The sequence below is a fragment of the Fibrobacter sp. UWB1 genome (assembly GCF_002210325.1).
GTDB lineage: Bacteria > Fibrobacterota > Fibrobacteria > Fibrobacterales > Fibrobacteraceae > Fibrobacter.
Genome location: NZ_MWQL01000009.1, coordinates 37,200 through 51,262, shown reverse-complemented (window position 1 = coordinate 51,262; position 14,063 = coordinate 37,200). Strand labels below are relative to the sequence as shown.

The following is a 14,063-nucleotide window of genomic DNA, read 5'->3' as shown; positions in this document are numbered from 1 at the left end:
AAGGACTCCCCGAAATCCAGAATAAAATACTGATGGACTATAATGACGACTTTTCAAAGCATATCCCGTCAAACGATCTGCCTAAAGTTCGGGCGATATGGAATTCTGTCCCCGGTCAGCTTGCAAAAGAAAACAAGAAGTTCATTTGGGGATACCTCCGGAAAGGGGCCCGTGCCAAGGACTACGAAAATGCCATACAGTGGCTCATGGATGCCGGCCTCATTCATAAGGTTCACCGGGTGAAAAAATTCGATATTCCGCTCAAGTTTTATGAAGATTCAAATACGTTCAAGGTATTCCTGAATGACCTTGGCTTGTTGGGCGCACTCGCGAACGTTCCAGCCAAGGAAATCCTGGCCGAGTCCCGACTGTTGACAGAATACAAGGGGTCATTTACGGAACAGTACGTTGAACAGCAAATTCGATGTTCCACCGATATGCCGCTCTATTACTACACCAACGAGAATTCGACTTCCGAAATAGATTTTGTCTTGCAGGCAGAAAGGGTGTATCCTGTAGAGGTTAAGGCGGAGGAGAATCTGAAGGCGAAATCCCTTGCCTATGTACTTAAAGCAAACAACCAGCTGAACGGACTTCGTTTTTCCATGGCGGATTATCGTGAAGAGGCGAGGATGAAAAACATTCCCCTATATCTGATTGATTGGTATTTAGAAAAAGAGTTGCTCTCATAGGAAATATAGCAGCTTATGCGACCATCTTATTTAACCCCAGTATGGTCCAAAAAAGAACCGCGGCCGGCAAATTGCCAGTCGCGGTTTCTTTAAGGTTTTCCGTTAGGAATATAAGGTTGATTAAGCCTTGTTGAGGCGATCCTGGATCATGTCGATGATGTCGGAGAGTTCCTTCGGGAGGTGCTTGCCGAACTTCGGATAGTGATTTTCCTTAACGTCGGCGAGTTCCTTCTTCCAGCCTTCCACGTCAACCTTCGTGATTTCCGGGAGAGTTTCCTTATAGTAGTCAGCGAGACCATCAGTATTGATGGCGCCTTCCTTCGGCATGTAACCGATCGGAGTTTCGACAGCGTTGTCAACACCGTTGCAGCGGTCGAAGATCCAAGCGAGCACGCGGCTGTTGTCGCCGTAACCCGGCCACATGAAGCCACCCGGAAGCTTTTCGTTGTTGGCATCCTTACGGAACCAGTTCACGTAGAAGATCTTCGGGAGCTTGTCTTCGGTAGACTTCTTACCGATTTCGATCCAGTGCTTGAAGTAGTCACCCATGTTGTAGCCGCAGAACGGGAGGATGGCGAACGGGTCGCGACGGATCTTACCGACCTGAGAGGCGTCAATCGTAGAGGCAGCCGTGATTTCGGAACCCACGATGGAGCCGAGGAACACGCCGTGGTTCCAGCTGAGGGACTGGTGGACCAGAGGAATGGTGGACGGACGACGGCCACCGAAGAGGATTGCAGAGATAGGCACGCCTGCCGGATCTTCCCATTCCTTAGCAATGCACGGGCACTGCTTAGCCGGAGCGGTGAAGCGAGCGTTCGGGTGAGCCATTTCTTCGCCCTTAGGAGCCTTGTCCTTCGGGAGAGCGTCACGGGTCTTGCCCTTCCAGTCAACGAGCTTGCCCTTGGCCGGGTAGCCGATGCCTTCCCACCACACGTCGCCGTCTTCAGTGAGAGCGCAGTTCGTGTAGATCGTGTTCTTTTCAGCAGAGATAAGAGCGTTCTTGTTGGATTCTGCAGAAGTACCCGGGGCAACGCCGAAGAAGCCAGCTTCCGGGTTGATAGCGTAGAGACGGCCATCCTTACCAAACTTCATCCATGCAATGTCGTCACCGATGGTTTCGACCTTCCAGCCCGGGATAGTCGGGATGAGCATGGCGAGGTTCGTCTTACCGCAAGCAGACGGGAATGCGCCAGTCACGTACTTGACTTCGCCCTTCGGGTTGGTGAGCTTGAGGATGAGCATGTGTTCAGCGAGCCAGCCTTCGTCGCGAGCGAGAACGGTAGCGATACGGAGAGCGAAGCACTTCTTACCGAGAAGAGCGTTTCCACCGTAGCCCGAACCGTAGGACCAAATGAGGCGTTCTTCGGGGAACTGAGTGATGTACTTGTATTCAACGTCAGCGCAGGGCCAGATGCCGTTGTCGCTTTCGCATTCGCGGAGCGGCTTACCAACGGAGTGGAGGCACGGAACGAAGTCAGCGTTCACGTCTGCATTGAAGATGTCGAGAACCTTCTTACCGGCGCGAGTCATGATGTCCATGTTGAGAACAACGTATTCGGAGTCCGTGACTTCGATACCGTTCTTGGAAATCGGGGAGCCGAGCGGGCCCATGCAGAACGGAATCACGTACATGGTACGGCCGTGCATACAACCCTTATAGAGCTTACGCATCGTCTGCTTGAGTTCAGACGGGTCGATCCAGTGGTTGGTCGGACCTGCATCTTCTTCCTTCACAGAGGAAATGAAGGTACGGGATTCGACGCGGGCCACATCAGACGGGAGAGAACGGAACAGGTAGCAGTTTTCCTTCTTGGCGAGCTTCGTGGCGAGGCCAGCCTTGACGCACTTCTGCATAAGGGCATCGTATTCTTCCTTGGAGCCGTCAACGACAACGACGTTGTCCGGTTCGCACATGGCAATCATTTCATTCACCCAAGTACTGATCTTCGGGTGCTTGATATCGTTAAGGGTAAGACTCATTATGAGCTCCTGTTTGGTTTAACGTTAAGTTTCGATAATTTCGAACGCGGTAAAATTTACAAAAAACAATGTCCAAATTGCAGGGGCATTGGCAATTTTTTGAACTAAATCACCCCATCCGTCCGCCACACGCAGTCCGCCCTATACTGGCGAGCACAAAAAAAATCGTTTTTTTTTGTAAAAATCTTTTCATTTAGCCTAAAATTACATAAATTAGGCTTGTATACACGAAAAGGGCGTTTTAGCCCTCATTATAAGGTTATTACTATATGAGTTGGTCTTATTCTAGAGAACACCAGAAAAACATCCTTTGCATGATCATGGCCGGCGGTCAAGGCAGCCGTTTACAGCCCCTCACCCGCGACCGCGCGAAGCCTGCCGTCCATTTTGGCGGAACTTACCGCATTATCGACTTTGTACTGAACAACTTTATCAACTCCGGCATCTTTAAAATCAAGGTCTTGACCCAGTTCAAGAGCGATTCCTTGAACAAGCACATTTCTGCCGCCTGGAACCTGAACGCAAGTCTTGACCAGTACGTGGACCTGGTACCTGCACAGATGCGCACCGGTGATGACTGGTACAAGGGCACTGCCGACGCCATCTTCCAGAACATCAACTTGATTACGGACGAACGCCCGGACCTCGTGGCAATCTTCGGTGGCGACCATATTTACAAGATGGACATCAACCAGATGATTGATTTCCACCTGAGCCGCGCCGCCCTTTTGACCATTGCCGCCATTCCGGTGCCGGTCTCCGAAGCACGCGAATTCGGCATTATCGAAGTGGACGCCGACAACCGCATGATCGGTTTCGAAGAAAAGCCCAAGAACCCCAAAGAAATGCCCGGCAACCCCGGCTACTGTTTGGCCAGTATGGGCAACTACATCTTTACGAGCAAGTTCCTGGTGCGCGAACTCTTGAAGGGCGCTCAAAACGGCGCTACCGACTTCGGCAAGCACATTATTCCGAGCCTGTACAAGGACTACCCCGTTTACGTGTATGACTTCAACACCAATATCGTGCGCGGCGAACAGGCCAGCACCAAGGGTTACTGGCGCGATGTGGGTACGCTCGACGCCTTCTTCGAAGCGAACATGGACCTCTGTTCCGAAAACCCGCCGTTTGATCTTTACAACAACTACTGGCCCATCCGTACGTTCAACTGGAACCAGCCACCTGCAAGGTTCTTTGCCGGCGAAGGCAACGCCCACCAGGGTGCAGCCATCGACTCCATCGTGTCTTCGGGCTGTATCATTGGCGGCGGTACGGTGGTCAAGAGCATTCTCTCCCCCGGCGTATCTATTCAAAAGGACGCCCTGGTCGAAGAATCGATACTGTTCCCGAACGTGACGATTGGCCCGGGTGCCAAGGTCCGCCGAGCTATCATCGAGAAGGGCCTGCACATTCCGGCCGGCTTCCAGATTGGCTACGACCTAGAACGCGACAAGAAGCTGTTCCATGTGACCGAATCCGGCATCGTCGTGCTCGCGAAGGATACAATCATTAAGGCTTAATCTATTAGCTTTTTGCGACTAAAAAACCCCGACAAAGTCGGGGTTTTTCCATATTCAAACGGATGGTTTAGTTAATCAACGATGATTTCTTCATCATCCCAATCACCCCAATCGCCGTAATCACCCATGTCCATGGATTCTTCGTCAAGTTCCCATTCGCCATCCTGGCAGATCACGGGCATGCCCATCATAGTGCTCTTTGCACCTTCCTGATTGCACTTCAGCATATCCTGCGCAGCGTCCTCATCCAAGGTCCATTCACCTTCGTCGCAAGTCAACGTCATAGAAAGACCGGCAATGACCGTGTCCTTCGTTGCGCCTTCAGTACTGCACACGAGGCCTGCCTCCATGGCTTCTTCATCGGCATCCCAAAAGCCATCTTTGCAAATCAAGGGTGCTTCCATGCCGAAGACAACGTCTATCTTTTTTTCACCTTCGACGGAACAAGGCTGATTGTAACTACCCATAGGGTTATTCACATCCGTTTTCGGATCAGGATCCGTTACAGGATCATCTATAGGATTATCTATAGGGTCATCAATAGGATCACTGTTGCCGCCATCAGACCCCTCATAAACAGGGGTGTCGTTGTCGAGACTGTCTTTCTTACTCGGATAATCATCCTCTTCCTCTTCGTCATCCATATTAACGCCAGAAGAGATATCCTTACACATACCTTCAGCTAGGGATTTGAGTTTGGCAACAGTCACCCCCGCAGCCTCAACTTTAGTCGTTACCGTATTGCCTTCGCAAGTGACTTCGGCATTTCTGTCGTACTTGGCTTCCTGGCATTCCTCTTCGACAGCCTCCTTCGGCATACCCTTGTAGGTCGAAGCGGTAATAAGATAATCGCCCTCGATAGTTTGCTTGACTTCAACGGTTTCACCGCCATAGCTCATGGACCTTGTTACGGAATTAGCGTCTGAACTCACGTTACAACTCGGCGTGCCGCCACTAGCGCTACTCGAAGAGTCTCCGCAAGCCATGAGGCCAAATGCAGCAGTCAAAGAAAGGGCAAATCCAAGTTTTTTCATATTCATCATCGTCTCCTTGTATGTTTTGCAAGAAAGATATCTTTTTATTACAAAAAAACAACAGTTTTTTCAAAAAAAAATTTACCCAAGCATAAAATATGTGTTTATTCACAAAAAAAGCCCCGACATAGTCGAGGCTTTTTAGGTATTTTGGGAGAGAAAACTACTTTAAGCCAGGAGTTTCTTCAGGAATTTCGCCGCCACCTGGCATCGTAAAGCTGGAATCGCCCCAGTTGCCCATGCCACCCGGGAATCCACCGGTGCTGTCGCCACCGAACATTCCACCGAAGTCGGGCATCTGCATTTCCCACTGACCATCCTTGCAGATATAGGTCATGTCCATGCTAAAGGCGTCACCCATTCCCATGGATTCAGTCTTCGTGGCACCTTCTTCGTCGCACTTGTTGGCTGCAGCAGTCGCTGTGGAATCATACACCCACTGACCGTCCGTGCAAACTAACACGGCAGCACCCATCATATTCTGGGTAGCGCCTTCTTCGTCACACTTCATCATGTCGGCGAAAGCCGTGGAATCAAAAGTAAAGCCCGTAGTATCGAAATCAAACGAACCTGGGCCAACATTGGCAGATGTATCTACCGGGGCGTCCGTATTGGGTTCTTCGTTTGCGGGTTCCTCGCTTGCAGAACTTGCTGCCGGAGGTTCATCTGTCTTGCCTTCAGAGCCTTCTTTTGCAGGGTCTGTCGATTCTTTTGTAGAACTCTCTACACTTGAAGAACTTGCAGGGGCTTCATCTCCACCGGCATTAGATTCACTCGAAAGAGTCGGCTGATCTTCACCGCCTGCAGGCGTTTCGGAACTAGCCGATGAGGAATCGTCGCAAGCCATGAAAGTGAACATGGATGCAGCAACTACTGCAAAGCCCAACTTTTTTAGATTCATATTGTCACTCCTTGAAAAAGATATCTTCAATATAAGCATTTCTTACTCAGAAATACGCTGTTTAAACAATTTTAAACAATATTTCGAATAGTCTTGAAATAATTTTTACACACTTATAAAAACATTGCATTCTTCGCTTTTTCACACAAAACAGCCCAAAATTTCTAAATTTGTGCCCATGAGTGAAGAAAACCTGAGCCAAGCGCCGTGTAACGAAATGTCCCAAAAATTGCAAGAAATTGCCAAGGCCCCCAAATACCGTGGCGCCATTTTCCAGATTGAAGCCGACGAAAAAGGCCTCGCCCTGGTCGATGTCAAAGAGGCTAGCCTTAAAGTTTATTTGATGATAGACCCGGAATGCGACAAGATTCTGGAAACCAGGTTCTTTACCTACGGCGGCCCGATTTTTACCGCACTCGCAGACACCTTCTGCAAAAAAATCCAGATGGCGACCATCGACGACGCCTGCGCCATTACCGCCGAAAGCCTGGAACTCGAACTCCGCGACGCGCCGGACGTGCCGGCCATTGCCGCAAACGCACCCGAGATCAAGCAGATGAACACGCTGATCAAGCGCGTTTACGATGTGTACCCCGAAAAGAAAGCGACCGCCATTCTGGTGCGCGAAAAGATGGAGCGCATCAAGTACCGCACGCAAACCGCCGAAGGCCGCGCCGAAGCGGACGCCGAATGGAATGCCCTCACCAAGGTTCAGAAGATTGAAAAAATCGAAGCCTGGCTGCACCAGTCCGTACGCGGCATGCTTCAGGGCGATGGCGGCGACGTTGAAATTCTCGACTTGACCGAAGATAACCGCCTAAAAATCCGCTACCAGGGCGCATGTGCCGGTTGCGGTTCTGCCATGGGCGGAACGCTCTTCTACATTGAAGACGAACTGAAGAACAATGTTTATTACAACCTGATTGTTGAACCGGAAGACCCGCTCGACAACTTTACGCCTAACGAAATGTCCGATGCCGACCGCAATTTGGCTGGACTGGACGACAACAATCCTCCCCCGAGCCTATTTTAAGATGTGAGATGTGGAATGTGGGATGTGAAATGATTAATCTCACACTACACACTACACATTACACATTGTTTTTTATATTGTAGTGAGTAAAAACATCAAAGGAAACTCTATGTCCGAAGAACTCGTTTTGAAATTCGTTGACCCGAAGCCGATGCGCTACGGTGAAAATTCCCACCAGTCCGCTGTGTTCTACCGCGATCCGACCTGCACCGAAGCAAGCCTCGCTACCGCCAAGCAACTCTGGGGTAAGGAACTTTCTTACAACAACATCGTGGACGCTGACGCAGCCCTCGAAATGGCCCGCGAATTCAGCGAAGGCAATGCCGTCGTTATCGTGAAGCACATGAACCCGTGCGGACTTGCAACGGGTGAATCTCTCCGCGAAGCTATGGAAGCCGCTTGGGCAGGTGACCCGGTGTCGGCCTTCGGTTCCGTGATTGCTGTGACCCGCAAGGTGGACCTCAACACGGCCGAGTTCCTCAAGGGCAAGTTCGTGGAAATCCTCCTCGCTCCGGCCTTCGACGACGACGCTCTCGAGTTCCTTAAGAACAAGTCCAAGGACATTCGCCTGTTGGAAGTCGGCGAAATCAAGAAGGCTACGCACTGCAAGGTGTACAAGCACGTGATCGGCGGCATGCTCGTTCAGGACCGCGACGTGGACACCTACGAAAAGTTTGAATGCGTGACCAAGGCCCAGTTCCCGAAGAACAAGGAAGACCTCGCCCGCTTTACCTGGCTCGTGACCAAGCACACCAAGTCCAACGCCATCGTGATGGGCTACGAATATAAGCCCGGCTACTTCCAGGTGATGGGTCTTGGCCCCGGCCAGCCGAACCGCATTGACTCCAACCTCCGTCTTTGCCAGCCGCGCGTTCGCGACAACGTCGCCCGCATGGAAGAAGCCAAGCCCTTCTTCGACGAAAACGGCAAGTGCATTAACCAAGCCGGCCTCAAGGCCCTCGAAAAGAAGGTCTTCGGCGAAGTCGTGATGGGTTCCGACGCCTTCTTCCCGTTCCCGGACAACGTCGAAGCCGCCCACGATGCAGGCGTGCGCTACATCGTGCAGCCGGGTGGTTCCAAGAAGGACGACCTCTCTATCGAGAAGTGCGACGAATTCGGCATCGCCATGGTATTCACCGGCATGAGGCACTTCCGCCACTAAGGGTCGCCTATGGTTCCAACCTCCCAAAAGGAAATCAATCAGCGGGAAAAGGACCTGTACTATACGGTCCTTTCCTTCCTGAAAAAAATTCGCAAGGCAGGCAAGACTACCGCGAAAGAGTGGGACGAATACCGTTCCGCTATCAAGAGTGTAGCCATGACCGCCGATATGGGGAAGGCCGCTGACCTGTGGACCATGGACAACTTGGACCAATTCAGCCCCGACAAAAGCCAGCTCCCGCCGCTCAACGACATGGAATACGTGGCACGCGTGTCACCGGAATTCTTGTCGCAGCTCATGGAAGCGCTCTATTACGGCATGCTTAACCCGACCCAGGCGAACATGATTTCCGACGAGATTCAGGACGCCGATCCGGAATACGTGACTTCGGCCTCGCTCGAGGAACTTCTCGTAAAGCTCTGGATTGGGAACGCCAAAAGCTACCGCAAGATGGTGGCGAACTAGGTGTGAGGTTTGAGCTCGGTCGCGATGCTCCCTCTGAGGTCTGAGTAAAGAGGGGCAAGTTTTCCCCTCGCTCGCACTTCGTAGCTCGCTACCCCTTCTCCTAGGGGACACCCCTAAAACCCCGAATCTAGCAACACAAAACCTGAAAGCGAATGAAATGAGCGACCTCATTACTCAAAGGGGCGAAGCCCCGACCTCAAAGCCTCAACGCGTACGTGTAATTGGAGGCGGCCTTGCTGGCTGCGAAGCGGCTTTGCAACTGGCGAGCCGCGGTTTTAAGGTTGACCTATATGAAATGCGCCCGGTCAAGAATACTCCCGCCCACAAGGACGGACACCTCGCGCAATTAGTTTGTTCCAACAGCTTTAAGGCATTGGGCATTACATCTGCCCACGGACTTTTAAAGCAGGAACTCACGATGCTCGGGAGTTTTTTGCTGGATTCCGCCCGAGAAGCTGCCGTTCCTGCAGGCGACTCGCTCACCGTGAACCGCGATATCTTCAGCGAATCGGTTGAACGTAAAATTGCTGAATCGTCGAACATTACACTCCACCGCGAAGAAGTCACAAGCCTCGAAGGAGACTGCCCCACTCTTGTCGCCGCGGGCCCCTTGGCAAGCGATGCGCTCGCCGATGACATATTCAAGCGCCTCGGCAGCAACCGCCTGCATTTCTTTGACGCCATCGCCCCGGTTGTCGAAACGGACAGCATCGACTTTGACCACGCCTTTTACCGCAACCGCTGGGAAAAGGGCGAAACGGCAGACTTTATCAACTGCCCCTTGGACAAAGAAACCTACGCAGAATTTGTTCGCAAGCTCTGCGAAGCCGAAAGCACCGAGCCGCGTCCGTTTGAAAAGAACGAACTGTTCGAAGGCTGCTTGCCAGTCGAAGAAATGGCGCGTCGTGGCTACGAAACGTTACGCCACGGGCCCATGCGCCCGATAGGGCTTGGGCTTGGAAACGACGGTCATTTGTGGTATGCCGTGATTCAGCTCCGCGCCGAAAACAAGCAGAAGACTTTGTTCAACATGGTGGGTTTCCAAACGCGCCTCAAGTGGGGCACGCAAAAAGAAATCTTCACCATGGTGCCGGCCTTGCGCAATGCGAAGTTTGCACGCCTCGGCTGCATGCACCGTAATACCTTCATCGAATCACCCAAGTTCCTGGACAAGACGCTTCGCCTGCGTCCGGACCTTGAATGCGCCAAGGGCATTCCGCCCACATGGTTTGCGGGGCAAATTACCGGCAGCGAAGGCTACACCGAAGCAGTCGCCACCGGCTGGTACGCCGCCTGGAATATGGCACAGACCCTTTTGCACGGGCATGCCGACCCGCTCCCCGACGAAAGCTGCATCGGGTCCTTGATGAACCGCCTGGTCGAAGAAAACGAAGACTTCCAGCCCATGAATTTCAACTTCGGGCTGCTTCCCCACCACGAAGGCCTCAAGAAAAAGAATAAAAAAGAGATTCTTGCGGCTCGCGCCGAAGAAGCCGTGCGGAAATGGATTGCTGATAGGAAGATTGTCTAGTCTTGGATACAGCAGACAAATCACAAAAAATTGTCTGATTTTCATTTTTTCTTCATATTCTCCCCTAAAAAGGTATATTCCATTAATAATGGAGGAAATATGAAATACAAATACGGAATTGTTCTACCCTTCGCATTTATTTGCATTGTCGCCTGTTCCAGCGACGACGTAAGCAAAGCTACAGACGATCCATCACCAGAATCTTCCTCCAATTCGTTAATAAGTTCTTCAAGTGATTTACAGACTAGTTCCTCCAGCGAATTACCCGTGGACCAGTCATCCAGCAGCGAATTTCCCGCTATTCCTGAATTCTTTGAAGATTCCTGCACCGCGTCTGGAGGGCAGTTCCTGTATGGCGCCTGCATTTGCCGGTCTGAACTCTGCGACATTGCCGAAGCCTGCAATCCCGAAACAGGAAGATGCGCCAACTTTGTTGAAGAGGAATGCCCTGTAGACATAAACGAAAGAACTACGGATTCGGCGCATTACTACCGTTTCAATGTGTATGGCGGTTGCCAGATTATCGGGGCCTACGACGGAAGCGATTCTACGGAATCTTTTTACGGGGATTTCTATTTGTTACGCAACCCGGGCGGACTCACCATGACATACACTAACTTACTGGCATCCTTAAGCATATACAACCGCGAATTTGTAGGCAGACATGGCGATATAGATGCTGAATCCGTGCATGCAACAGTCCCTATCACCAAGGCTCAGCTCAAGGCCAACGTGCCTGACTTCTTTAACGCTTTCTATCCGGATACGGCAGGCCATGAAAGAACGATTGTATTTGAATCAGACCTGAACGAGGACCACACTCTTGATTTGATAATGTACTGCGATGACAAGGTCTTTGGTTGTAAAAGCATGGCTTTGGAACTCGGTTGCAAGGAAGCCTATATAGACCATTCCGAAGTCCTGGCAGTTTGCGATTTGGAGACGACCCAGAAAATGCAAATGAGAGGAATTATCCTCGGGATTAACAGACCCGAGGAGCTAGATGTTCTGTTGCCTGATATTTTAGATTAGGAGAGAGGCATCGCCGCATTATCGGGGTAGCCAGAGTGCCAAAATACTCACTTTGTTTCGTATTTTGCCCTTCGGGCTTACTTGAACTTCGTTCAAGTTAAGGCCTAAAACCATCTGAGTTCGCTTCGCTCTCGATGGTTTTAGTCGAACTGATCAGTTCGAATGACTATACAAATATGAAAATCGCACCCCGTTGGGGTGCGACTTTCATATCGGGGTAACCAGATTGCTGCGCCGGCTTCGGTTTCGCTTCGCTCACTTCCCGGCTTGCCCTTCGGGCTTCACCTTCGGTGAAGCTAATCTGGTTACCTATGATACAAGAAAAGCCCCCAAAAGGGGGCTATTCTTGTATCGGGGTAACCAGATTCGAACTGATGACATTCTGCTCCCAAAGCAGACGCTCTACCAGGCTGAGCTACACCCCGAGTGTGTGCAAATATAGCAAATTATTTCAACATTTTGGAAAGTTATTTATAGTTTTTATTCGGTCCTGACGGACCGGGGTAACCAGATTGCCAAAATGTTCACTTCGTTTCACATTTTGCCCTTCGGGCTTACTTGAACTTCGTTCAAGTTAAGGCCTAGAATCGTCATGTTCGCTTCGCTCTCGACGATTCTAGTCGAACTGACGACATTCTGCTCCCCTATAAGACTGCAAAGTCTTAAAAAGAAAAACCGATTCTAGAAAATCTAGAACCGGTTTCCTGAGCTACGAAGGGCTCGAACCTTCGACCCACGCCTTAAAAGGGCGTTGCTCTACCAACTGAGCTAGTAGCCCGAACGCACCCAAATATATTAAACGTTTCGCCTTTTGTAAAGGCGAATCTTGCATTTATTCGTAAAAATTAACGCTTTTTTGAGGATTTTCCCACTCGCATTGCAACAATATTTGTAAATTTCAACCATGAATTTCAAACACCTTCTGACAGCGGTCTCGGCACTACTCGTAATTCCCGTAGCAAGCCAAGCCTATTTCACTCAAGGCGATGCCGGACAAGAGGTGTTTTCGTTCATCAACACCTTTGATAGCCCGCGTAATGCAGCTCTCGAAAAATCGGCCGGTGCAGGCGTATCTACCGACCCGACGATTGTCCAGCTGAACCCGGCTGCAGTCATTTTGCCCGAAGGCAAGAACCACATTGCATCGGTTCACTGGCAAACGGGCGACATGGCTGACAACCAGGGTAGTATCAGCTATACCGGGCATTACGGCAAGTACATCTTCCAGGTTTCGTACAACTGGCTTTCTTACGGCAGCATTGAAGGTTACGATGAATATGGCAATGCCACGGGCAACGACTACGAACCGTTCAGCCAGCTGGCTACAGCTTCGGTAGCCTTCCCGCTCAAGCATATCCGTTTCGGTGCAACTCTTAAATTTGCAGCCGACAAGCTCACGGACGACGCCGGAGACCGCACGGCCCTGGGAGCCGCATTCGACTGGGGTCTCACCTGGCAGTCCGAAAGCAAACGCTACGGTCTGGCCGTTATGGCACGCGACTTCGGTTGCCTGTTGCGCGACTACGTAGATGATGGCGATGACGAATTTTACCCCATGTCCCAAACCTTTGCCATTGCAGGCTACTTCAGGCCCAAGGTTCTCCCCCGCCTCACGGTTTATGTCGACAACGATTTTCCGCGTTACCAGGAAGCCTTCTTGAGCTTGGGTGGCGAATACGCACTCGGCCAACATCTCTTTGTTCGCGCGGGCTTTCAGCGCACGTGGCTAGACTTGATCCGCGACGCCAAGGAACTGATGGCCTCTGAAGATCGCCCGGATGAAACGAACAACGCCCACATGTTGAGCGCAGGCCTTGGCTACGCCATGGACTTGCTTGCCCTTGATTACAGTTTCTCGTACCTTGCCCAAGGTATGGGTCACGAACACAGGCTTGGCGTGCGAGTGAATTTCTAATTCGGGCTTGCAATGCGGCAGTTTGACGTTATCGTTCTCGAAGAAAACTCCCCGCTATTCAATAATTGGATTCTCCCTTTTGAAGACCCAGCCCTCGGCTGGTTGCACGACAGCGACTGGAACCGCCCGTTACAAAGCATTGATGCCGAATGGGTGGTTTTTGCCAACCCCGCCGTGAAAATTGACCGCGACTTTCTGAATAGTTTGGCCGAATGCATCGAAGGATTCCCGATGGTGGATGCCTTTGCGCCGAGGGTTAAGTTTGAAAGTCACTTTTACGGCGGTTTGCTCTTGAACGGCGCGAAGGGTTTCGCCCCGATTTCTGAAAACGAGAAGATGCGATTTGTCGCGGCACCGAGCCCGCTGATTGCGGTATTTTCGAGCCGGATCATCCAGCGCACGGGGCTGTTCGATTTGGACCTGCCGCCCGAATTCAGACTGCTGGATTACGCCCTCCGTATGGCGCACGCCGGCGGCAAGATGTTCAACGTGCCGTACCTGGTAGCCTCATTGAACGAAGGCAATTATGCCAGACACTTAACAGGGCAATTCTTGCACGAAAAGCAGGCTATCGCTCCGCTGTGGGAAATCTATTACAAGAGCCTCCCCGTAGCCCAGCTATCTGCCTTCACGTTCCGCCATCTGACCATGCTCCCAAAATTCTTGGGGCTCGACAAAGGTAAAAAACGCCGTCAGTTCAAGCGCGACAAGGCCACTTCGCTGTCGAAACTTTCTGCAGAATACCTGAAAGATATAATGTGCAATGTGTAATTAAACATTTCACATCTCACATTT

11 protein-coding genes, 2 tRNA genes and 1 pseudogene are annotated in these 14,063 nt (G+C 51.2%); 9 read left to right on the top strand and 5 right to left on the bottom strand.

Features of this window, described 5'->3' with window-relative positions:
- Positions 1–32: 32 nt before the first annotated feature.
- Positions 33–692: a DUF4143 domain-containing protein gene (locus B7988_RS08485; protein ID WP_088657574.1), complete on the top strand. Its 660-nt coding sequence runs from the start codon at positions 33–35 to the stop codon at positions 690–692.
- Between the two features lie 120 nt (positions 693–812).
- Here the strand turns inward: B7988_RS08485 and B7988_RS08480 are convergent, their stop codons facing one another.
- Complete coding sequence (locus B7988_RS08480; protein WP_088657573.1) at positions 813–2,675, bottom strand: phosphoenolpyruvate carboxykinase (GTP); 1,863 nt, start codon at positions 2,673–2,675, stop codon at positions 813–815.
- Positions 2,676–2,944: 269 nt separating this feature from the next.
- On the opposite strand from B7988_RS08480, the gene glgC reads away from it, so the two are divergent.
- Positions 2,945–4,195: a glucose-1-phosphate adenylyltransferase gene (glgC, locus tag B7988_RS08475; RefSeq protein WP_073054276.1), complete on the top strand. Its 1,251-nt coding sequence runs from the start codon at positions 2,945–2,947 to the stop codon at positions 4,193–4,195.
- A 71-nt stretch (positions 4,196–4,266) separates the two neighbouring features.
- Here the strand turns inward: glgC and B7988_RS08470 are convergent, their stop codons facing one another.
- Both B7988_RS08470 and B7988_RS08460 read right to left on the bottom strand, forming a co-directional pair.
- Positions 4,267–5,229 carry a hypothetical protein gene (locus B7988_RS08470; RefSeq protein WP_170930592.1) on the bottom strand — a complete coding sequence of 321 codons (963 nt, stop codon included), beginning with the start codon at positions 5,227–5,229 and terminating at the stop codon, positions 4,267–4,269.
- 163 nt (positions 5,230–5,392) lie between these two features.
- Complete coding sequence (locus tag B7988_RS08460; protein ID WP_141225609.1) at positions 5,393–6,130, bottom strand: hypothetical protein; 738 nt, start codon at positions 6,128–6,130, stop codon at positions 5,393–5,395.
- A 217-nt stretch (positions 6,131–6,347) separates the two neighbouring features.
- Here B7988_RS08460 and B7988_RS08455 point away from each other — a divergent pair, with 217 nt between their 5' ends.
- The 5 genes and pseudogenes from B7988_RS08455 to B7988_RS14890 all read left to right on the top strand — a co-directional run bounded on the left by B7988_RS08455 (position 6,348) and on the right by B7988_RS14890 (position 11,353).
- On the top strand, positions 6,348–7,163 hold the full coding sequence (locus tag B7988_RS08455; RefSeq protein ID WP_088657636.1) for a NifU family protein: 816 nt from the start codon (positions 6,348–6,350) through the stop codon (positions 7,161–7,163).
- A 52-nt stretch (positions 7,164–7,215) separates the two neighbouring features.
- Positions 7,216–8,325, top strand: a pseudogene (locus B7988_RS08450) (bifunctional phosphoribosylaminoimidazolecarboxamide formyltransferase/IMP cyclohydrolase PurH); the annotation flags it as partial.
- A 9-nt stretch (positions 8,326–8,334) separates the two neighbouring features.
- Entirely contained in the window at positions 8,335–8,790 is a 456-nt protein-coding gene (locus B7988_RS08445) for a hypothetical protein (protein WP_073054274.1), read from the top strand.
- A 157-nt stretch (positions 8,791–8,947) separates the two neighbouring features.
- Entirely contained in the window at positions 8,948–10,321 is a 1,374-nt protein-coding gene (gene trmFO, locus B7988_RS08440) for a methylenetetrahydrofolate--tRNA-(uracil(54)-C(5))-methyltransferase (FADH(2)-oxidizing) TrmFO (protein ID WP_088657568.1), read from the top strand.
- Between the two features lie 99 nt (positions 10,322–10,420).
- Positions 10,421–11,353 (top strand): hypothetical protein, encoded by a 933-nt coding sequence (locus tag B7988_RS14890; RefSeq protein WP_141225608.1) that lies wholly within the window; start codon positions 10,421–10,423, stop codon positions 11,351–11,353.
- A 351-nt stretch (positions 11,354–11,704) separates the two neighbouring features.
- Here B7988_RS14890 and B7988_RS08425 read toward each other — a convergent pair.
- Together B7988_RS08425 and B7988_RS08420 are read right to left on the bottom strand one after the other, a co-directional pair.
- A tRNA-Pro gene (locus B7988_RS08425) sits at positions 11,705–11,778 on the bottom strand.
- Between the two features lie 280 nt (positions 11,779–12,058).
- Positions 12,059–12,131, bottom strand: a tRNA-Lys gene (locus B7988_RS08420).
- Positions 12,132–12,257: 126 nt separating this feature from the next.
- On the opposite strand from B7988_RS08420, the gene B7988_RS08415 reads away from it, so the two are divergent.
- Positions 12,258–13,268: a hypothetical protein gene (locus B7988_RS08415; protein ID WP_088657565.1), complete on the top strand. Its 1,011-nt coding sequence runs from the start codon at positions 12,258–12,260 to the stop codon at positions 13,266–13,268.
- A 12-nt stretch (positions 13,269–13,280) separates the two neighbouring features.
- Positions 13,281–14,039 (top strand): hypothetical protein, encoded by a 759-nt coding sequence (locus tag B7988_RS08410; protein ID WP_088657564.1) that lies wholly within the window; start codon positions 13,281–13,283, stop codon positions 14,037–14,039.
- Positions 14,040–14,063 lie beyond the last annotated feature (24 nt).

What these genes read in the sequence shown, in the direction of transcription:
- B7988_RS08485 (WP_088657574.1), top strand. Translation starts at nt 33, where the DNA reads ATGGACTATAATGACGACTTTTCAAAGCATATCCCGTCAAACGATCTG.
- B7988_RS08480 (WP_088657573.1), bottom strand. Translation starts at nt 2,675, where the DNA reads ATGAGTCTTACCCTTAACGATATCAAGCACCCGAAGATCAGTACTTGG.
- glgC (WP_073054276.1), top strand. Translation starts at nt 2,945, where the DNA reads ATGAGTTGGTCTTATTCTAGAGAACACCAGAAAAACATCCTTTGCATG.
- B7988_RS08470 (WP_170930592.1), bottom strand. Translation starts at nt 5,229, where the DNA reads ATGAAAAAACTTGGATTTGCCCTTTCTTTGACTGCTGCATTTGGCCTC.
- B7988_RS08460 (WP_141225609.1), bottom strand. Translation starts at nt 6,130, where the DNA reads ATGAATCTAAAAAAGTTGGGCTTTGCAGTAGTTGCTGCATCCATGTTC.
- B7988_RS08455 (WP_088657636.1), top strand. Translation starts at nt 6,348, where the DNA reads ATGTCCCAAAAATTGCAAGAAATTGCCAAGGCCCCCAAATACCGTGGC.
- B7988_RS08445 (WP_073054274.1), top strand. Translation starts at nt 8,335, where the DNA reads ATGGTTCCAACCTCCCAAAAGGAAATCAATCAGCGGGAAAAGGACCTG.
- trmFO (WP_088657568.1), top strand. Translation starts at nt 8,948, where the DNA reads ATGAGCGACCTCATTACTCAAAGGGGCGAAGCCCCGACCTCAAAGCCT.
- B7988_RS14890 (WP_141225608.1), top strand. Translation starts at nt 10,421, where the DNA reads ATGAAATACAAATACGGAATTGTTCTACCCTTCGCATTTATTTGCATT.
- B7988_RS08415 (WP_088657565.1), top strand. Translation starts at nt 12,258, where the DNA reads ATGAATTTCAAACACCTTCTGACAGCGGTCTCGGCACTACTCGTAATT.
- B7988_RS08410 (WP_088657564.1), top strand. Translation starts at nt 13,281, where the DNA reads ATGCGGCAGTTTGACGTTATCGTTCTCGAAGAAAACTCCCCGCTATTC.